Here is a 20236-nt window from a genome sequence, read left to right on the forward strand (position 1 = left end):
AACTCAGTGACACAACCATTACGCATTATTTTTGCCGGTACGCCCGATTTTGCTGCCCGCCATTTACAGGCTCTAATTGATTCTGAGCATCAAATAGTTGGTGTTTACAGCCAACCAGATCGCCCCGCTGGTCGCGGTAAAAAACTCAAAGCCAGTGAAGTAAAAGAACTTGCTTTACAGCACGACTTACCCGTTTTTCAACCCGCTTCATTAAAAAGCGACGACGCACTTAGCGAGCTAAGCAGTTTAAATGCCGATATCATGATTGTAGTCGCCTATGGTCTGTTATTACCTAAAGCTATTTTAGAGGCACCGCGTCTAGGTTGTTTGAATGTACATGGCTCAATTTTACCACGCTGGCGTGGAGCTGCGCCGATTCAACGCGCTATCTGGGCTGGCGATAAAGAGACCGGCGTCACCATTATGCAAATGGATGAAGGCTTAGATACTGGCGATATGCTGCATATTAGCCGCTGCCCTATTGATACAGCTGAGACCAGCGCTAGTTTATATACTAAGCTCGCTGATTTAGGCCCAGCTGCGTTAATCGACACTATTGCTAAACTAGCCAATGGCGAGATCACCCCACAAGTGCAAGATGACGCGCAAGCAAACTACGCCAAAAAGCTATCTAAAGAAGAAGCAAATATAGATTGGAATATGGATGCAGTGCAGATTGAGCGTAATATCCGCTCATTCAATCCTTGGCCTGTGTGTTTTACACAAATGGGCGACAACACGGTTAAAATCTATCAAGCAAATGTGGTTGAACAACAAGGTAATGCAGGTACTGTGCTACAAAGTGATAAACACGGTATTGTGATTGCCTGCGGGACTAACGCGTTGAATATCACCCAACTACAGCCACAAGGCAAAAAGCCAATGGCCATTACTGACTTTTTAAATGGTCGAGCAGACTGGGTAACCCCTGGCACATTAATAGGCGAACACAATGAGTAATGTCAGGGCGCTGGCCGCCGAAACTTTATATAACGTGGTTGATAAAGGCGCGTCTCTCAATCAAGAGCTGCCGTTTGCGAGCCAAGGTTTATCGCCTAAAGATAAAGCCCTTTTACAACAAATTTGCTATGGCGTATTACGTTATTTACCAAGTTTAGATAACTATTGCCAACACTTAGTTGAGCAACCACTTAAAGGCAAACGCCGTATCTTCCAGTTTTTGCTGTATGTTGGTATTTACCAACTACAACATATGCGAGTTCCACCGCATGCAGCTATAAGTGAAACGGTTAATGCTTTAGAACAACTACGTGCATTAGGTTTAAAGGGGTTGATTAACGCTATTTTACGTAGCTTTCAGCGCCAACAGGCTGAGCTGGAAGAAAAAGCGAAACAAATACCGGTGTGCTTATACAATCACCCAAACTGGTTTATTAAGCAAGTCACTGAGGCTTACCCTGAGTCTTGGCAAGCACTGTTAGAGGCCAATCAACAACAAGCGCCAATGTGGTTGCGAGTCAATCAGGCGCAATACAGCACTGTTGAATATAGTGAAATGCTTAGCGCAAATGATATTGAACATACGCTAAACCCAGACTTTCCTGATGGTATTAAATTAGATAAACCTCGTGATGTATTTTCATTACCAGAATTCGATACCGGTGCATGTTCAGTACAAGATGCCGCAGCACAGCTTGCAGCGCGCTTTTTAGAGCCAAAAGCTGACGAGCATATTTTAGATGCTTGTGCCGCACCTGGCGGTAAAACGTGTCATATTTTAGAATTAGCAGATGCCGATGTACTTGCACTAGATAGTGATGCCACTCGTCTTGAACGCGTTAAGCAAAACTTGGTACGTATTGGTTTAGGAGCCGATTTGCAGTGCGCCGACGCGTCACAGCCACATAAATGGTGGGATGAACGTCAGTTTGACCGTATATTACTCGATGTGCCTTGCTCAGCAACCGGTGTCATCCGTCGTCATCCAGATATTAAATGGCTACGTCGAGCGTCTGATATTAATGATCTAGCAACGTTGCAAGGCGATATTTTAAATAGCATTTGGCCGTTATTAAAACCAGGCGGCACACTAATTTATGCAACCTGCTCAGTGTTACCGCAAGAAAACCAACTGCAAGTCGCTAAGTTTTTAGTGAATAATAACGATGTTGAACATATTCCGCTTCATGATAACGATACCCCAAGCAACCCTGGGCTGCAGTTACTGCCAGGCGAGAGTGACGGATTTTATTATGCCAAGCTTGTAAAAACACACTCATAAGAAGCTGTTAGTAAACCATGAAAATAATCATACTCGGTGCAGGGCAAGTAGGCGGTACACTCGCTGAAAACCTGGTAGGTGAACAAAACGAAATCACGGTTGTAGATATTGATGGCAACCGATTACGTGAGTTACAAGATAAATACGATCTACAGGGTGTGACAGGCCACAGTGCTCACCCTGATGTATTACGCCGCGCCGGTGCGGAAGACGCCGATATGATCATCGCAGTGACCAGTTCAGATGAAGTGAACATGGTCGCTTGTCAGGTCGCTTATAGTATTTTTAATACACCGACTAAAATTGCGCGAATTCGCTCAGAGCAATACTTAAAGTACCGCGAAAAGCTTTTTCAAAATGACGACTTACCAGTTGATCACTATATTGCACCAGAGCAATTGGTGACTAAATATATTCGTCGCTTGATTGATTACCCTGGTGCGTTACAAGTTTTAGAGTTTGGCGATGGTATGCTCTCACTGGTGGCCGTTAAAGCCTATTACGGCGGCTTATTAGTCGGTTATGCACTGTCAGCATTAAAAGAGCACATACCCAACGTTGAAACTCGTGTTGCCGCGATTTACCGCCAAGGTAAAGCCATCAAGCCGCTGGGCACAACTGTCATTGAAGCAGATGATGAAGTGTTTTTCCTTGCCGCGACCAAGCATATTCGCGCTGTAATGAACGAACTGCAAAAGCTAGAACGTTCATACAAAAAGATTATGATTGCAGGTGGTGGTAACATCGGCGCAGGGCTTGCTCGCTCTCTGGAAAAAAACCACAGTGTAAAATTGCTTGAGCGTAATAAAGAGCGTGCCGAACAGCTTTCGGAAATGCTTGATAACACAGTAGTATTTTGTGGTGACGCCTCGGATCAAGAGTTGTTATCAGAAGAGCATATCGAGCAAGTTGATGTGTTCATCGCGGTGACCAATGACGATGAAGCTAATATTATGTCAGCCATGCTCGCTAAACGCATGGGCGCGCAAAAAACCATGGTGCTTATTCAGCGCGGCGCCTATGTTGATTTAGTTCAAGGTGGCGAAATTGATATTGCTATTTCACCACAGCAAGCCACGATTTCAGCCCTGCTTACCCATGTTCGCCGCGGTGATATTGTTAATGTGTATTCATTACGTAAAGGCGCAGCAGAAGCCATTGAAGCAGTAGCTCATGGCGACGAACACACCTCAAAAGTGGTTGGCCGTGCCATTGCTGATATTAAGCTGCCTGCCGGTACCACCATTGGCGCAATTGTACGTAACGATGATGTACTGATTGCCCACGACGATACCATTATCCACTCTGGCGACCACGTTATTATGTTTTTGATCGATAAAAAACATATTAATGTCGTGGAAAAACTATTCCAAGTTAGCGCTATTTTCCTCTAAATTACGCCTCACCTTTCGACACAAAGCAACTGTATCGAAAGGTGAATCTCCACCTCCAACACATGCAAATGAAAATCAATCTCAAAAGCATTTACTTCTGTACCTAAATCCATTACCCTCACGCTGTTTGATAATCAAGCACCAACTTCTGTGAAAAATTAATTTCACCTTATTTAACATTAAATGGATTTCTTCAGATGATGCACCCAGCTTTAAACACCCCTCTTTGTACTCTATATTGCAGCGTTATTAGCATTCTTTTGTGCGGACTCTCGGCTAATGCCAATGCCGAAGTAAAAAAAGACATTGAAAAGCTCACCGTGGTTGGCGAGCAAAATAGCGGCTATAAGGTCAGCTCAATGAGCTCAGCGACGGGGTTAGATTTGTCCCACCTACAAACCCCGCAATCGGTTATCGCTATCACCAGTGAATTTATGGCCGATCAACAATTAAATAGCGCTATTGAAGCCATCACCAGCGTAACCGGCATCAACGCCAGAGAAGCCGACAACGGTAAATATTCAATTTCAGCCCGAGGGATTAGCGTTACCAGTATTTTATATGATGGTATAGCAACTACTTATGATACCCGATTTAATTACGGCGATAACTTAACAGATACTGCTATTTATGAACGGATTGAAGTTGTTCGTGGTGCCACAGGTTTAATGCTCGGTGCAGGTAATCCATCAGCAGCAATTAACTTAATACGTAAGCGCCCTACCGTACAAAACCAAGTAAAATTCACTGCATCCGTGGGATCTTGGCAGAATTATCGCGGTGTTTTTGATGTGTCGGGTAGTTTAAATAGCAGTGAAACAGTGCGTGCCCGTGCCGTACTCGCCTATCAAGATCAGCAATCATATCAAGACAGGTTCAGCCAAGAAAAAACCACGTTATACGGTATTGTTGAAGCTGATTTAACCGATAACACGCTATTAACGGTGGCTATTGATAACCAAAAAACAACGCCTAAAGGCACGATGTCTGGCGGTTTGCCTATTTTTTATAGCGATGGCAGCCGTACTAACTATGACCGAGAAATTTCAACAGCGCCTAGTTGGTCATCATCAACAACCGACGCCCTCAATAGCTTTATAAAGATTGAACACTACTTCAATGCAAACTGGCAGCTCAGTGCTAGCTATATATATGGTAACAACGAGTTAGAATACGATGTATTTTGGGCAACTGGCCACCCTGATGCACAAACCAATATAGGTATGACACCAGGTTCATTAAACTTTATCGATGCCAAGCGGATTCAGCGCACCTACGAGATAGAGCTTACCGGTAGATTTAACTGGTTAGATCAAAGCCACCAAGTCATGTTTGGTTACAATAGCCAAGAGCAAGACTTTACAACCCCCTACTTCCCGGGGCAAGAAGAGGCAGAAATCATCGGCGATTTTACAGCCCCAAACTATGACTACCCAAAACCTACTTGGCAAGCTACCCCAGCCTTTGGCTCTTATGGCACAACAGAGCAAAATGCTTTGTACTTTGCTTCACAACTTAATCTAACAAATTCACTTTCATTAGTTTTAGGAAGCCGATTAAATCAATGGCAAACAAACCAAGATAACTTTGGCAGCCAACATGATTATAAATTAGATAACGAGCTGACCAATTATTTAGGTGCTACTTATAGCTTGGCAGATAATTGGGCACTTTATGCTAACTACACCGATATATTTACCCCGCAAAGCCGCGTCGATAAAAATGGTAATTACCTTGACCCAATTCAAGGTCAGAATTATGAGCTGGGTATCAAGGGCTCATTATTGGACGAGCGTTTAGACATTGCACTATCGGGGTTTGAAATTCACCAAGACAATGTGGGCGAATACACTGGCGAAACAATTCCAGGCACCCTGCAGGCAATTTATCAACCAATTGATGGTACTCTCACCCAAGGGCTTGAGTTTGAACTTAATGGTGCATTTACTGATAGTTGGAACGGTTATTTTGGCTACACTTATAGCGAAGGTGAAACGCCCGAAGGTGACAATCTCAATACCACAAACCCAAAAAATCAATTTAAGTTATTTACCACTTATAAATTAGATCACCTCGTAACAGGGTTGAAAGTCGGTGGCGGTTATCGCTGGCAAAGTCGCAGCTATGATGAAGTAAAAAACCCAGTACACGGTCAAGTTGAAGTAGAGCAATCAAGTTATGGCATCGCAAGCCTTATGAGTAGTTATCAAATTAACTCGCAAATGTCTGTTAGCGTAAATATTGATAACTTATTTGATAAAACTTATTACAACCAAATTGGTTTTTATAACCAATATCGCTACGGCAGCCCACGAAAATTCTCCCTGCAGTTTGACTACAGCTTATAGCCATTCAAGTTAACCAAAAAAAAGCAGCTTAACTAAGCTGCTTTTTTATGTAGGAGTGTTATTTCTATCAGTTTATTGTACTTTGGCAAACTCTTCTTTTGACAATTCACCGTTGCTATCAGTATCTAAATCAGAGAAAATTTCAACTAATTGTGCATTTACTGATGCTTCTTTTTGGCTGATAACGCCATCGCCATCTGTATCAAAAGTATCGAAGCTAACTGCTGCAAACGCAGTTGATGAAGCCGCTAGGGCAATAATTGCAAGTGCTGTATTAATGTGTTTCATAGTGTTATTCCTAATAATTTAAAATGAGAGAAATCCTTTTCAGAGATCCCTGTTTGTGGAAACTGAAATTACGCTTTTGAAAATTCTTCTTTTGATAACTCACCGTCTTGGTCAGTATCTAACTCAGCAAACTGGCTCATCAGCTTAGCATCAACGGCCGCTTCACTTTGGCTTATAGTGCCACTACCATCAACGTCTAACGTATCAAAATCAGTGCCAGCGAATGCTGCAGAAGAAGATGCTAATGCGATAAGTGCTAATGTTTTATTTAATGTATTCATAATTAATATTCCTTCAATGTACTATCAAAAAAATTGCCAATGTTTTCGCTGACCGCACTATCCTTGCTATTCTTCTTAACAGGCTCCTTGCCTATTTAGGTGTCTTTGGCACTCAGAATTGATCAGCGTTTTATACAAGCCTGGTTTAGTACCATTAGGCTTTTGAAAATTCTTCTTTTGATAACTCACCGTTTTGGTCAGTATCAAGTTCAGTAAACTTAGCCGAAATAGCGGCATCAGCGGCTGCTTCTTGTTGGCTAATAACACCGTTGCCATCAACATCAAGAGTATCAAAGTCAGTAGCAGCAAAAGCGGCTGAAGAAGATGCTAATGCGATAAGTGCTAATGTTTTATTTAATGTGTTCATAATAAATATTCCTTCAAAGTTTATGGTGGTGAACGTTGTAGTGATAATCACCTTTTCGTTCAATACACCTAGAGTATTACAACTTCGATGCCAACATTTAATTGCCATTATAAATCAATAACTTACACTGTTAATTGGTGGTTTTTTGAAATTTCTGCGGCTTTGTTTGTTGCAATTTAGCAACGCAGATTTTATGAGGATTAATAAATACATTAAAATCAGATAGTTAAAATTAATTAAAATGACACACAAACAGCTGCACTAGCAAAAACAGTTGAATTTTCTAGCCCCGAGACCCAAACCACAACTGAACAGTAAATTTAATTGATAAAAAATAAATATTTTTTAATTTATAACCGACTGAAATTTAATAAAAATAAAAACAAATTTCGCGAAATAAGTAAAAAAAGCAGAGGTTTTAATTTAAAAAGAGGAAATTGTTGCCATTATGCGAAAACAATAGCAACGATATGACAGGATTTAGTTAAGGTTAGACAATTTCAATCACAATAGCGGTTTTCACTGAATTGGCGATAAAACACAATTCATGAGCCTGATGATGCATGGCCTCCAAATCCACTATGCTAGGTTGCTCATTATTTGCAAATTGCACACAAGGCTTTAAAGTGACTTGCGTCATCGACATACGGCCATTACTAGTTTGCTGCATTAAACCAACCGCGTCATCCTGATAGCTATCAACCGTAAGTTTATTTTTCGCTGCAATAGATAAAAAGAACAACATATGACAACTGGATAGCGAAGCAATAAACGCTTCTTCTGGATCAACATTTTCTGCAACTGAATACGGCAATGGCACTATATCAGGAGCAGAAGATGCATCAACCCTTGCTCCACCATCAAATTGCCACTGGTGAGCTCGGCTATATTTATTATCGATAAACAACTCATTTGCTTGGCGAGACCAGACAACACTTGCTACATACTCAGACATTTCAATTTCCCCACTCTAGTTAAATTTACACATTCCACAGCCCAGCATTTTATCCGGCCTACTTAAATATCCGTAACGAGCATAAAAAGATTCTTTACCTTTAGCTGAGAGCAGTCCGATGGTTGCACCTTTTTTTGCTGCCCCCGCCAAATACATTTCTATATTATTCATAATCAACGCACCAATACCTTGCCTTTGAAACTCTGGATCGACAACAACATCTTGAATATAAAAAAATAAGCCACCATCACCGATTACACGACCCATACCAACAAGTAGCCCCTCCAGCCGGATCACTACATGAAATAACGAGCTGTTTAAACTAGTCTGTGCCAAATCAGCATCGACTTTACCCCAACCGACTTTTTCTCTTAATAAGAGAAATTCTTCTAAAGATGGGCAGCTCAGTTCCACGGTATATCTAATACTCCTCACTAAGCCTAACCTCCGTCATTCAATATCTGGTTAACTTTTGTGTAAGTGTTTCACCAAGTAACACTTGTCATTGAAATCTTATATTAAAATTAAATCACTAACGAAAATGCGCTTAACCATAGTAATTGCACACCATAGGCAAGCCGTTGATACAAGCCGGCATTAGCTTGTTGCTTAAAAGCACTTGCCAACAAAATTACAAGATAGCCGCTAATACCCACACACAAAATTGAAAAAAGCCGAAATGAAATACTAGCATATGAGCTTGCAGCAACAAGAACTGGTGCAATCAGCAAAGACAGCAGCATTACCAAGCCTGCCCAAGAATGTATTTGGCAACTTAAGGTCGGTGTTTTGGTTTGAGGATCCGCATCCATAGGGTAATAACCGGCAACCCACGTACCCACACCATGAATAATGACAAGAAAACCAACCAATGTAATTAATACAGGGGTATTTTCTAGTTGCAAGACATACCAGCCAAACAAGCAAAACAATAAACCAAGTGGGTAGTTATTAATAATAGGAGAGAGTTTTTCTGTAGGGCTACCAGCAGCTCCGAGCTCGCTGCAAAACTGTTTTGTATGGCTATAGCCAGGATAAAGCTTGCCTGCGGTATACACCCCAGCAACAATCCAGACACTGGCAATTAATGCACAGTATAAGCCAAAGTAACTTAACATAATCAACGTCCATCCTTGAATCAAGAACTTGATAGTAAGCTGATTTAGTTAAACTGTAAATTGCTGGCAAATTATACCAACAGAAAAAAAGCAGCCCGGGGGTGGTGGCTGCTTTTGAACGTAATCAATGTAAAATCCTTTTCGAGATTCCTTGTGCGCGAAGGTTGAATTACGCGTTTGAAAACTCTTCTTTTGATAACTCACCGTTACCATCAGTATCAAGTTCAGTAAACTTGCTCATAAGCTCTGCATCAACAGACGCTTCGCTTTGGCTGATTGTGCCACTACCATCAACATCCAAGGTATCGAAGTCTGTTGCAGCAAATGCAGCTGAAGAAGATGCAAGTGCGATTAATGCTAATGTTTTGTTTAATGTGTTCATAATTAATATTCCTTCAATGTACTATCAAAAAATTGGTTTCAATACTGGTTTTCAATGCGAGTAAAGCCTTCCTTGTTATCCTTTATCATGGGTTCCTTTCCCACTTAGGTTGTCTTTGGCAACTCAGGATAAACTCTGTATTAAGTTATTAAGCTTTTGAATACTCTTCTTTTGATAACTCACCGTTTTGGTCAGTATCACGTTCTGCAAATCTATTTAAAAGTTCAGCATCTTCTGCTGCTTCAACCTGACTGATTGCACCATTTTCATCAACATCCAGCGTATCGAAGTCTAACGCTTCAAAAGCAAATGCTGCTGATGAAGAAGTTAATGCTACAAGTACTAGCGCTTTATTTAGTGTGTTCATTACTTCTCTCCTTTCACCTGAGATGATAAATTGTGTGCTACGAAGTCCCTTTCATTGTTCCTTGTCAAAAATCATAATTACGCTTTTGAAAACTCTTCTTTTGAAAGCTCACCGTTTTGGTCAGTATCAAGTTCAGCAAATTTACTCATTAGCTCAGCATCAACTGATGCTTCACTTTGGCTAATTGCACCACTGCCATCAATATCTAACGTGTCAAAGTCAGTACCTGCAAATGCTGCTGATGAAGATGCTAGTGCGATTAGTGCTAATGTTTTATTTAGTGTGTTCATAATTAATATTCCTTCAATGTTTATGGTTTCGAACGTTAGTGATAATCACCATTTCGTTCAGTACAACTAGACTATTACAACTTCGGTGCCACAATTTTATAACGCTTTAAAATCAGAAACTTAAATGTAAATATTATTTTTCAGCAGAGATTTTCACTGCTTTTTGTTGCTTTTTAGCAACACAGAATGCAAGTTGAAACTTTTCACATTAAAAATCAATAGATTAAAAGAAATCAAAAAGACGCAAATTAAATAAGATTCATTTTATTGCAGAGAAGTAAAGTAACAAGCAGCAGAACTAATACTTCTGGAAGCAAATACAAAAACAAAATGAAACATTTAAGCCATTGATAAATAATGAAAATAAAAATAAATTTGCGAGGGGTTAGGTTGAATTGCGCGATAGTCGCTATTTTGTTGCAAAATAGCGACTATCTTCTGATTTAGACGAGTGGCTCGAGCACTGAGAGGTCTATAAAATGATCTTTCATAAAGGCTTTCATTTCGTCTTCACTGGCAAGTAATTGAATTCCAAACTGCGCGCCTGTAGCTCGGCTTTTAATACTACATATTTGTCCACTAAACTCAGTGATGCCTTTATTTGTTTTATCGAGCACAATATTACACTGGGTATTTTTTAGTGCGCTGAGATCATCTTGGCCTTTTACATCAAACATAACCCCAGTGACAGAGATATCTTTAATAACACCATGCAGCTCACGTTCGTCACTGAGTTTTATTTTTGCAGGTAATAAAGTAGGGATTCGGGTTTCTGAGCGTAAACTAAATAGTTGTACTTGAGTTGGGAAGTTTACATAAATAAGCCGTGCGGGGTGTGATGATACCGACATAACTTGCTGTCGAAATGCGATAACTTGCCCACCGCCACTTTCAAGTACGGCTCTAACAATCACTACCGCACCATCTTTTAAGTACTCTGCAGCATTACTTAAACGCTTTGCGGTTGGGTAATTTAAAATAACAAAGCGGTCATGCAGTAAGCCAACAAACTCCGTTTTAATTCGCTTGCTGTTTGTTGGCGTTAATATTTCAACATCAACGATACTGCCAGCAGTGATCAGTGCAAGATTTTCTAAATTTAATTGGTGTCTTGTTTTTGGCATTTTCCTTTCCAACTACAAATAATTAATTAAGAACACATAACAAGCTATACAACACCATAGCTAACTCTTTATTAGCCACGCCAGAATGTCGGTGTGAACAACACTAATAACGTAAATATCTCTAACCGCCCAAACACCATAGCAATGGTTAATAACCATTTAGCGCCGTCACTAATTGCACCATAATGCGCAGCAACGTCGCCAAGGCCTGGGCCTAAGTTATTTAAACAGGCCGCAGTGGCAGAAAATGCTGTTATGTTATCCATCCCAGTGCCCATTAGAGCCAGCATGATGATCACAAACACCAAAGCATAAGCAGAGAAAAATCCCCAAACAGCTTCAACGACTTTATCTGGTAACGCCTTACGCCCCAGTTTTATTGAGTAAATAGCACGAGGATGCACAAGCCGGTTAAGCTCACGTACTCCTTGTAGATAAAGTAAAAACACCCGCACTACTTTCATACCACCACCCGTAGAGCCTGCACAACCACCTATAAAGCTAGAAAATATCAGCAGGATTGGCAGGAATAACGGCCAAGCTGAGAAATTATCGGTAGCAAAGCCTGCGGTTGTACTAATTGATACCGCCTGAAACAGTGCTTGATCAAGCGTTTCATCGCCATTGGCATAAATATTATTCGATGACAGCACGGTAAAACATACCACCACAAGCGCCAATTGAATAAACAAAAACACTTTAAACTCAGGATCTCGCAGGTACACACGTAAATTACGACTTGATACTGCGGCATAATGCAGAGAAAAATTAACCGCTGCAATTATCAAAAACACCACACAAATAAAATTAATTAATGGGCTATCAAAATGCCCCATAGAAGCGTCGTAAGTGGAAAACCCGCCAATCGCGACAGTAGAAAATGAATGGCAAATCGCATCAAACCAATCCATTCCTGCAGCCCAGTATGCCAATGTACAGGCTATGGTGAGCGATACATAAATATACCAAAGGTGCTTGGCTGTATCGGCAATCCGTGGCGTCATCTTTGAGTCTTTAACTGGCCCTGGGGTTTCGGCACGATATAACTGCATACCACCCACACCAAGCATTGGCAGTACCGCAACGGCAAGTACGATTATTCCCATGCCGCCGAGCCATTGCAGTTGCTGGCGATAAAACAATACTGATTTTGGCAAATACTCAATACCGGTGAGCACAGTGGCACCAGTTGTGGTTAAACCAGAGAAGGCCTCAAAGACCGCATCGGCTAAGGATAAATTAGGCTCTTGTAGAAAAATCAAAGGCAGTGATGCGAACGCGCCCAGTACCAACCAAAATAACACCACGATTAAAAAGCCTTCCCGCGCCTTTAAATCACCATGCTCTTGCCTATTTGGGTAATAAGCAATTAAGCCAATAATAACGCTAAAGATAAACGCTAATACAAAAGGGACACCGCCACCATCTTTATAAATTAGCGATACAATTGCCGGCGGCACCATAGTAATACTAAATAGGACAACCAGTTGGCCGAGAATTTTAATGATGGTACGAAATTGCATGCAGCTATCGCTTTTATTATTAGTTAATCGTTCTGATGTATTGTTATTGTCTTACTGTTTAATACTTAACTCAACCGCGCCATGACTCAAATCATAAATATCTTTAATCGCTTGCGCAGCTTGGCGACTATCAATAGTGATAACCCATTCAATATTAGCAGTAAATTGCTTTTCTATATTAAGAACTTGGAATTGTGTTTTTAATAACTGCTCGATTGCCCCTTGAGCACTGTAATCACTATAGCCAATCAACTCAACACTCGGTACCTTTACTGTCGTTGTTAACTGCGCTAAAGCATTATTCAACGAGCCACCGTATGCTCTAACGAGGCCGCCAGTGCCCAATTTTATGCCACCAAAGTAACGAGTTACGACTGCGGTCACTTCGCCGAGCCCAGATCCCATTAACACATTGAGCATAGGTTTGCCTGCAGTACCATTAGGTTCTCCATCATCAGAAAAACCATAAACATGGCTGCCACCGGGATTACCAGCGACATGTGCCCAGCAATTGTGACGCGCATCACTGTATTTATTTTCAATCTCACGGATAAACGCTTTGGCTGATGCTAAATCTGGTGTGTGGGCTATGTGCACAATAAACGTGCTTTTTTTTATCTCTTCTTGATAAAAAACCGGTGCTGCTGGGTAATTATATTCAGACATTATTTTATGTACTTATACAAAAATGGGGCCGACAGGCCCCAATTCTAACCCTGACAAACGATCAATCTAATGCGAGATCGCGAGTCATATTTTCAAGGGTGTCTTCGTGAACGATGATGTTATCTTCGATACGGATCCCACCAAATGGCTTAAACGCTTCAACTTTTTCCCAGTTAATAAACTGCTTGTTGTCGGTTTGTGCTAGATCGCCTAATAGTGAATCAATAAAGTATAACCCAGGTTCAATCGTAAACACTTGGTTTTTCTCAATTAAACGAGTGCAACGTAAGAACGGGTGCCCTTCAGGTGGCGCTTGATGAGTGCCCTTCTCGTCAGCCATAAACCCACCCATATCATGTACTTGTAACCCTAAGTGATGGCCAAGACCATGTGGGAAGAAAGTAGACGTAATGCCACGCTCAACAATTTCAGCCGCTGGTAGTTTAACAATATCAAAATCGTTTAGTACCTGCGCAACACGTTGATGGCAATCTAAATGCAATTCACCGTATAACATACCGGGCTTTAATGCTTTCCCCAAGGCTATTTGATGTTGCGTCATCGCTGCAATTAATTCAGCAAACTCACCTGATTTTTTAAAATCATAGGTACGCGTAATATCAGCAGCGTAACCATTAAAGTTAGCACCCGCATCAATTAAAAATGAACGATGTGTTTGCGGAGTCTGCGGCTCAAAATGGGTATAATGCAAAATAGCGCAGTTTTCGTTAAGTGCTACTATATTGCCGTATGGCATTTCATTTTCACTTTGACGAGTTGCTATTAAGTAGGCGTGCTGAATATCAAACTCAGAGCCACCATTAAAGAAAGTATCGCGAGCCGCTTTATGACCCTCTACGGCAATACGGTTTGCTTGGCGCAAGCACTCAAGCTCGTATTGCGTTTTATAAGCACGATGGTAATTAAAAAAGTTTAATACCGGCTCAGGATTCATCACGCTAAAACCAAGAGCTTGAGCAACTTCTAGATACTCACCAATATAAGCGTAATTAGCTTTGTCGTAAGGTAACAGTTTTTCAACTTGGTCAGGCTGTAATAATAGCTCTATATCAAAATAATCAGCCCAGAAGTCACGTGGTTCATCAGGGACTTTATGCCAAAAATCAACTGGGCGATAAAAAATAAGCTTTGGTTTATCACTGCCATTTACAACAATCCAGCAATGTGGATTATCGATGACCGGCAACCACGCTTTAAAATGCGGATTAACTTTAAACGGATAATACATATCGTCTAAAAACTGGCGTTTAGCTTGTCCTGAGTGGATCACTAAACCTTCTAATCCTTCACGCTCAATAATAGTACGAGTACGCTGCTGCAGTGTTGCAATATGTTCGGCGTATAAAACGGCTAATTTATCCATAGAAAACCCATCTTTGAAATTTTAACATGCACTGAGTCTATCATAGACTCGCATATATGTGCTAAACGTCACCCGTTTAGCCACCCATTTTCATATCCAATATTGGTGCCAATATATTTCCCTCACGACCTAATCGCGTGTGGTAAACCTGCCGATAAGCATAGACATTTTTTACGTACTCTCGTGTTTCGCGGTACGGAATAAGTTCTATCCATAACTCAGCGGGCATAGCTTCATCGGGTAACCATTTCTTTATTCGATGGTAGCCCGCGTTATACGAAGCCGTCGCCAAAATTTCATTACCCTGATTTTTCTTTTTTAAATACTCTAGGTACTCAGTACCTAAGCGAATATTAGTTTTCGGCTGATTTAAGCGCTTACTGGAGACCGTGCCTTTATTTACATATTTTGCAGTACTTGGCAGTAGCTGCATTAGTCCACGCGCATTAGCATGAGAGCGCGCATCAGGCGCAAAAGAGCTTTCTCGACGAGATATAGCGATACTCCAGGTTACATCAATATGATTGCGCTTACTGTAGCGCTCAAACAGATCCTGAAAAGCAAATGGAAAACGTAATTCTACATAATCCCATGCTTTAATTTGCGCCAAGGTATAAATAGTGCTGTCGTACCAATCCAATTCTGCTGCAAGTTTTGATGCCGCTAATTTTTCTTCTTCACTCGAGGTGCGGGTTAAATAGTTCCATTCTCTACGAGCTGAAGTAAAGCGTTCAAGTTCATACATGGCTTTTGCACGCTTAAAACCAGGCGCCTGCGCTACATCAGCCACTAATTTATCACTAACAAGCAAGGGTTGGTTATTAAGCTCAACCGGTAAACCCAATCGTGCAGCGGCTAAAAAGCCATAATAATCGCGCTCTTTCGCTACGGTTTGCCAAATTACTTTAGCGCGTTCATTATCGCCGCGTTGCGCTAAACTGTACGCCAACCAATATTGCTGACCGAGACTTAAGTTTTCTTTACCAGTAAAAAACGCAATGATGCCTGGCCAATCTTGGGTTTTCAGCATATTGCCCAATTGCCATTGCATTAACTTTCGATCTTGACGATCTTTCGGGACTTTATTTAACCAAAAGCGTGCTTCTGCGTGACCACTCGATGCTAGCGCTAACGCAAAAGTATAATAAACATCGGCTTTTTGCTCGTCTGAATAATCAAACATCTTATCCAGCTTTTCCCATGCTTTAAGCGCTAAGGTTTTATCTCGCCAAATTAATCGCTTAATACCGTAATGCGCAATTTCACCTTCTTTCGCTGTTTTATTTTTATAGCGATACATACCCGCAGCAGCACTTGGATCGCTGCGTACTTTACGATAAAAATCAGCTAGGTATTGCTCATTTTTAGGCAATAATGTTTTTAGGTAAGGCAGTAAACTCTGTGATCCCCCTTGCGCAGACAAAGTAATACGCTGCCATATTAGTGCTTGGCTCATATAACCTTTTTTGCGCCAGGTATTAAATAGTGGGTCACATTCTTCTGGTTGTGACTTACCAACAGTCCACAAATCAGTCACTTGATTCATAATGGCTTTTTCAGGCGCTCCTAGATCAAGCTGGTATTGCAAAAAAGTACAGGTTAATTCACTGTTTGAAGTTTCGCGGTAATTATTAATAAAAGCCGCTTTGCGATTTTGCTTTTGCAAATTCAGCAACCAGGCTTTGCGCACAGGCCATTCTAAAGGCGTATTTTGATAAATAGTTAAATAACGCTCAATTTCAGATTGGTGTTCAATATCTGGATGGCGTTGCCAATATGCTTTTTCAACATAAGGCTTTAATGGGTGATCGAGTTGCTCAACAGCTTCCTTAAACTCTTGATAGCTTCCATATCTAGCTGTTTTCTCCGCATCTAAAAATGCGTCATGTTCTGTATTAGCGTCGGCAGAAAATAAAGGAAATAATAATGCAGCTGCCGCAAAGCTTAAAAATTGTTTTTTCATGATGACCTTAAATATTAAAGGTAAATAAAAGACAAACACTTCTCCTACACCTTAGCACCAAACAAGCTATATTTTAACCAGTAGAAAGCTTGGTGGGTAAATTTTTCGTTGCATTTTTAATTTAAAGCAAGCACACTGATTGAAATGCAAACTCATCGTACCAGTCTTAGTTCACACACTAGGGAGAATAATAATGTTATATAAAAGCGATTCCTTTGAAGTTGCTTTCATCAAGGATAATATCGCCGAGTTCAAGTTCTGTGTTGCAGGTTCTGTAAACACACTGTCTCAGCAAACCTTGAAAGATTGCGCCAGCGCATTACAAGAATTAGCCGCAAACAACGATATCAAAGGCATGATTTTTACCAGTGATAAAGACCACTTTATTATTGGTGCCGATATTTTCGAGTTTTTACCAACGTTTACCAAGCCTGAAGCTGAATTAGTAACTTGGATTAAAGATGCTACTGATGTTTTTGATGCATTAGAAGATTTACCATTCCCAACTTTAAGCGCTATAAACGGCTTAGCACTTGGCGGAGGGTGTGAGTGGGTACTTGCTACCGATTATCGCGTTGCAAGCTCTAACGCTAAAATTGGCCTTCCAGAAGTAAAACTTGGCATAATGCCTGGATTTGGTGGCACAGTCCGCTTGCCACGCATCGTTGGCGCCGATAACGCCATGCTTTGGATCACATCAGGTACTGAAAACCGCGCTGCAGATGCCCTTAAAGTAGGTGCGGTTGACGCGGTAGTTAGTGCTGACAAACTTTTAGAGTCAGGTATTTCAACACTTGAATTAGCAATTGCTGGCAAGCTAGATTGGCAAGCAAAACGTAATATTAAGTTACAACCGCTTAAATTAAACCGCGTTGAGCAAGGTATGAGCTTTGCAATGGCTGAAGGTATGGTAATGGGTAAAACCAAAGGCCATTATCCTGCTCCGGTTATGGCTGTACGTACTATTAAAGCAGCGGCTAACTGTACTCGAGATGAAGCAATGGCAATCGAAAATGCCAACTTTGCTAAACTTGCTCGTACTCCTGAAGCGGCCGCTCAAACGGGTATATTCCTTGCTGATCAGTTCATCAAAGGTAAAGCTCGTAAGCAAGCTAAAGGCAGTGATGTAACAATTAATCAAGCTGCTGTACTTGGCGCAGGTATTATGGGCGGCGGTATCGCTTACCAATCTGCGTATAAAGGCACGCCTATTATCATGAAGGACATCCAACAAGATGCGCTTGATTTAGGTATGGGTGAAGCCTCTAAGCTACTTGGCCAAAAAGTACAACGTGGCCATATGGCTATGGAAAAAATGGTTGCGACTTTAGGTAAAATCAAACCAACCCTTAACGATAGCGACTTACAAAGTGCTGATATTATCGTTGAAGCGGTTGTTGAAAACCCTAAAGTTAAGCAATCAGTGTTAGCACAACTTGAAAAAGACATGCCAGCAGGCACTATTTTAACCTCTAACACTTCGACTATTCGTATTGACGAGTTAGCAACAGCCCTTGAGAAGCCTGAAAATTTCTGTGGTATGCACTTCTTCAACCCAGTGCCAAAAATGCCATTAGTGGAAATTATCCGCGGCGAGAAAACGTCTGAAAAAACCATTAATGCAGTTGTTGATTACGCATTAAAACTAGGTAAGTCACCAATTGTTGTGAACGACTGCCCTGGCTTCTTTGTAAACCGCGTTTTATTCCCATACTTTGCAGGTTTTAGTAAATTAGTTGTTGAAGGCGCTAACTTTGCCAAAGTAGATAAAGTGATGGAAAACGTATTTGGCTGGCCAATGGGCCCGGCTTACCTACTTGATGTTGTAGGTATTGATACAGCTTACCATTGTACTGGTGTAATGGCAGATGGTTTCCCTGAGCGTATGTCTCGTGCAGAGAAAGATCCTGTTACTGTTTTTGCTAACGAAAAACGTTTTGGCCAAAAGAACAAAGCAGGTTTCTATCAATATGCGCCAGATCGTCGTGGTCGCTTGAAAAAAGCCCAAGACCCGCAAGCAGTTGAATTACTTAGCTCAATCACAGATGCTCCAAAAGAGTTTGATAAGCAAGAAATTATCGACCGCTGTATGGTGCCAATGATCAACGAAGTACTGCTTTGCTTGCAAGAGAACATTATAGCTTCTCCACAAGAAGCTGATATGGCGCTTATTTACGGTATTGGTTTCCCTCCATTTAGAGGCGGCGCGTTCCGTTACTTAGATCAAACAGGACTGGCTAACTTTGTTGCTACGGCAGACAAATACGCTCATCTTGGTGCGATTTACCAAGTATCAGAACAAACTCGTAAATGGGCTGAAGAAGGCCGTGTTTTCTATAAGGTGGAAGGATAAGACCATGAATATTCCAGTAATTGTAGATTGTATCCGTACGCCAATGGGCCGTTCAAAAAGCGGTGTATTTAAAAATAAGCGTGCTGAAGATTTAAGTGCTCACTTAATGAAGGGCCTACTTGATCGCAACCCAGCGGTTGATCCAGCATCGATTGACGACATCTATTGGGGTTGTGTACAACAAACATTAGAGCAAGGTTTTAACGTTGCTCGTAATGCCGCATTACTTGCTGGCATTCCGCACACTGTACCTGCGGTAACCGTTAACCGTTTATGTGGTTCATCAATGCAAGCATTGCATGACGCAGCTCGCGCAATTATGACCGGCGCCGGTGACACTTACCTAATTGGTGGTGTTGAGCACATGGGCCACGTGCCAATGACTCACGGTAATGATTTTCACCCAGGCCTAGCAACGTCAATTGCACAAGCATCAGGATCTATGGGTTTAACTGCTGAGTACCTTGCCACTATTCACGGTATTAGCCGTGAACAGCAAGATCAGTTTGCTTACCGCTCGCATCAGCGTGCTCATGCAGCAACAGTTGAAGGACGTTTCCGCCGTGAAATTCTTGCGATGGAAGGTCATGACGCAGACGGCTCACTGATTTTAGTTGAAGATGACGAAGTAATTCGCCCAGAAACAACCGTAGAAGGCTTGTCACAGCTTCGCCCTGTGTTTAATCCGGCGTCGGGCTCAGTAACAGCAGGAACCTCTTCTGCACTTTCTGACGGCGCATCAGCAATGTTAGTAATGAGCGAAGAAAAAGCTAAAGCATTAGGCTTGCCAATTCGTGCACGTGTTAAAGCAATGGCGGTTGCTGGTTGCGATCCATCAATCATGGGTTACGGCCCAGTACCAGCGAGTAAAAAAGCACTTGCACAAGCTGGTATCACTATTGATGATATCGACGTAGCTGAACTTAACGAAGCGTTTGCAGCACAATCATTACCAGTATTGAAAGACTTAGGTCTTGCAGATGTCGTTGACGAAAAAGTGAACCTTAACGGCGGCGCAATCGCCCTTGGCCACCCACTGGGTTGTTCAGGCTCGCGAATTAGCACCTCACTGATTCACTTAATGGAAGACAAAAACGCACGCTATGGTTTAGCGACAATGTGTATTGGTTTAGGCCAAGGCATCGCCACCGTTTTTGAACGTGTTCAAGATTAATTAGCTGAAACACGTTA

General features: G+C 41.5%; 20 protein-coding genes. 6 read left to right on the top strand and 14 right to left on the bottom strand.

The annotated features are described in order from the left end of the window. The first annotated feature begins 6 nt into the window (after positions 1-6). The 4 genes from fmt to V7783_RS13710 all read left to right on the top strand — a co-directional run bounded on the left by fmt (position 7) and on the right by V7783_RS13710 (position 5984). The gene (fmt, locus tag V7783_RS13695) at positions 7-960 is read left to right on the top strand and encodes a methionyl-tRNA formyltransferase (protein ID WP_335679190.1); all 954 of its coding nucleotides are present in this window, start codon (positions 7-9) and stop codon (positions 958-960) included. Then, positions 953-2242, top strand: a complete 1290-nt coding sequence (gene rsmB / locus V7783_RS13700) for a 16S rRNA (cytosine(967)-C(5))-methyltransferase RsmB (protein ID WP_335679191.1) — start codon at positions 953-955, stop codon at positions 2240-2242. The genes fmt and rsmB overlap by 8 nt, the downstream gene beginning before the upstream one ends. A 17-nt stretch (positions 2243-2259) precedes the next feature. Beyond that, the gene (trkA, locus tag V7783_RS13705; protein ID WP_064668279.1) at positions 2260-3636 is read left to right on the top strand and encodes a Trk system potassium transporter TrkA; all 1377 of its coding nucleotides are present in this window, start codon (positions 2260-2262) and stop codon (positions 3634-3636) included. A gap of 197 nt (positions 3637-3833) precedes the next feature. Further along, entirely contained in the window at positions 3834-5984 is a 2151-nt protein-coding gene (locus tag V7783_RS13710) for a TonB-dependent siderophore receptor (protein ID WP_335679192.1), read from the top strand. Between the two features lie 72 nt (positions 5985-6056). Here V7783_RS13710 and V7783_RS13715 read toward each other — a convergent pair whose 3' ends face one another. The 14 genes from V7783_RS13715 to V7783_RS13780 form a co-directional block, all read right to left on the bottom strand. After that, a complete protein-coding gene (locus V7783_RS13715) occupies positions 6057-6272 on the bottom strand; it encodes an EF-hand domain-containing protein (protein ID WP_064668278.1) in 216 nt (71 codons plus the stop codon). A 68-nt stretch (positions 6273-6340) separates the two neighbouring features. Then, the gene (locus V7783_RS13720) at positions 6341-6553 is read right to left on the bottom strand and encodes a calmodulin (protein WP_016710401.1); all 213 of its coding nucleotides are present in this window, start codon (positions 6551-6553) and stop codon (positions 6341-6343) included. 154 nt (positions 6554-6707) lie between these two features. Continuing rightward, complete coding sequence (locus tag V7783_RS13725; protein ID WP_335679193.1) at positions 6708-6920, bottom strand: calmodulin; 213 nt, start codon at positions 6918-6920, stop codon at positions 6708-6710. Between the two features lie 490 nt (positions 6921-7410). Then, positions 7411-7875: an OsmC family protein gene (locus tag V7783_RS13730; RefSeq protein ID WP_335679194.1), complete on the bottom strand. Its 465-nt coding sequence runs from the start codon at positions 7873-7875 to the stop codon at positions 7411-7413. A 15-nt stretch (positions 7876-7890) separates the two neighbouring features. Continuing rightward, the gene (locus tag V7783_RS13735; RefSeq protein WP_169021407.1) at positions 7891-8289 is read right to left on the bottom strand and encodes a GNAT family N-acetyltransferase; all 399 of its coding nucleotides are present in this window, start codon (positions 8287-8289) and stop codon (positions 7891-7893) included. Positions 8290-8399: 110 nt separating this feature from the next. After that, positions 8400-8993: a DUF998 domain-containing protein gene (locus tag V7783_RS13740; RefSeq protein WP_335679195.1), complete on the bottom strand. Its 594-nt coding sequence runs from the start codon at positions 8991-8993 to the stop codon at positions 8400-8402. A 169-nt stretch (positions 8994-9162) separates the two neighbouring features. After that, positions 9163-9375: an EF-hand domain-containing protein gene (locus tag V7783_RS13745; protein ID WP_169021409.1), complete on the bottom strand. Its 213-nt coding sequence runs from the start codon at positions 9373-9375 to the stop codon at positions 9163-9165. Between the two features lie 148 nt (positions 9376-9523). Then, entirely contained in the window at positions 9524-9742 is a 219-nt protein-coding gene (locus V7783_RS13750) for a hypothetical protein (protein WP_064668274.1), read from the bottom strand. A 77-nt stretch (positions 9743-9819) separates the two neighbouring features. Continuing rightward, on the bottom strand, positions 9820-10032 hold the full coding sequence (locus tag V7783_RS13755; RefSeq protein ID WP_335679196.1) for an EF-hand domain-containing protein: 213 nt from the start codon (positions 10030-10032) through the stop codon (positions 9820-9822). A gap of 443 nt (positions 10033-10475) precedes the next feature. After that, the gene (locus tag V7783_RS13760; protein WP_335679197.1) at positions 10476-11156 is read right to left on the bottom strand and encodes a flagellar brake protein; all 681 of its coding nucleotides are present in this window, start codon (positions 11154-11156) and stop codon (positions 10476-10478) included. Between the two features lie 71 nt (positions 11157-11227). After that, positions 11228-12679, bottom strand: a complete 1452-nt coding sequence (locus tag V7783_RS13765) for a TrkH family potassium uptake protein (protein ID WP_335679198.1) — start codon at positions 12677-12679, stop codon at positions 11228-11230. A gap of 51 nt (positions 12680-12730) precedes the next feature. Further along, positions 12731-13345 carry a YigZ family protein gene (locus tag V7783_RS13770; protein ID WP_335679199.1) on the bottom strand — a complete coding sequence of 205 codons (615 nt, stop codon included), beginning with the start codon at positions 13343-13345 and terminating at the stop codon, positions 12731-12733. Positions 13346-13406: 61 nt separating this feature from the next. Continuing rightward, a complete protein-coding gene (pepQ, locus tag V7783_RS13775; protein WP_335679200.1) occupies positions 13407-14729 on the bottom strand; it encodes a Xaa-Pro dipeptidase in 1323 nt (440 codons plus the stop codon). A gap of 76 nt (positions 14730-14805) precedes the next feature. Further along, positions 14806-16692, bottom strand: a complete 1887-nt coding sequence (locus V7783_RS13780; RefSeq protein WP_335679201.1) for a transglycosylase SLT domain-containing protein — start codon at positions 16690-16692, stop codon at positions 14806-14808. Between the two features lie 193 nt (positions 16693-16885). Here V7783_RS13780 and fadB point away from each other — a divergent pair, with 193 nt between their 5' ends. Together fadB and fadA are read left to right on the top strand one after the other, a co-directional pair. Then, on the top strand, positions 16886-19045 hold the full coding sequence (gene fadB, locus V7783_RS13785) for a fatty acid oxidation complex subunit alpha FadB (protein WP_335679202.1): 2160 nt from the start codon (positions 16886-16888) through the stop codon (positions 19043-19045). A gap of 4 nt (positions 19046-19049) precedes the next feature. Further along, the gene (fadA, locus tag V7783_RS13790) at positions 19050-20219 is read left to right on the top strand and encodes an acetyl-CoA C-acyltransferase FadA (protein ID WP_335679203.1); all 1170 of its coding nucleotides are present in this window, start codon (positions 19050-19052) and stop codon (positions 20217-20219) included. Positions 20220-20236: the final 17 nt, after the last annotated feature.

This window comes from Pseudoalteromonas sp., from assembly GCF_036960685.1.
Lineage (GTDB): Bacteria > Pseudomonadota > Gammaproteobacteria > Enterobacterales > Alteromonadaceae > Pseudoalteromonas.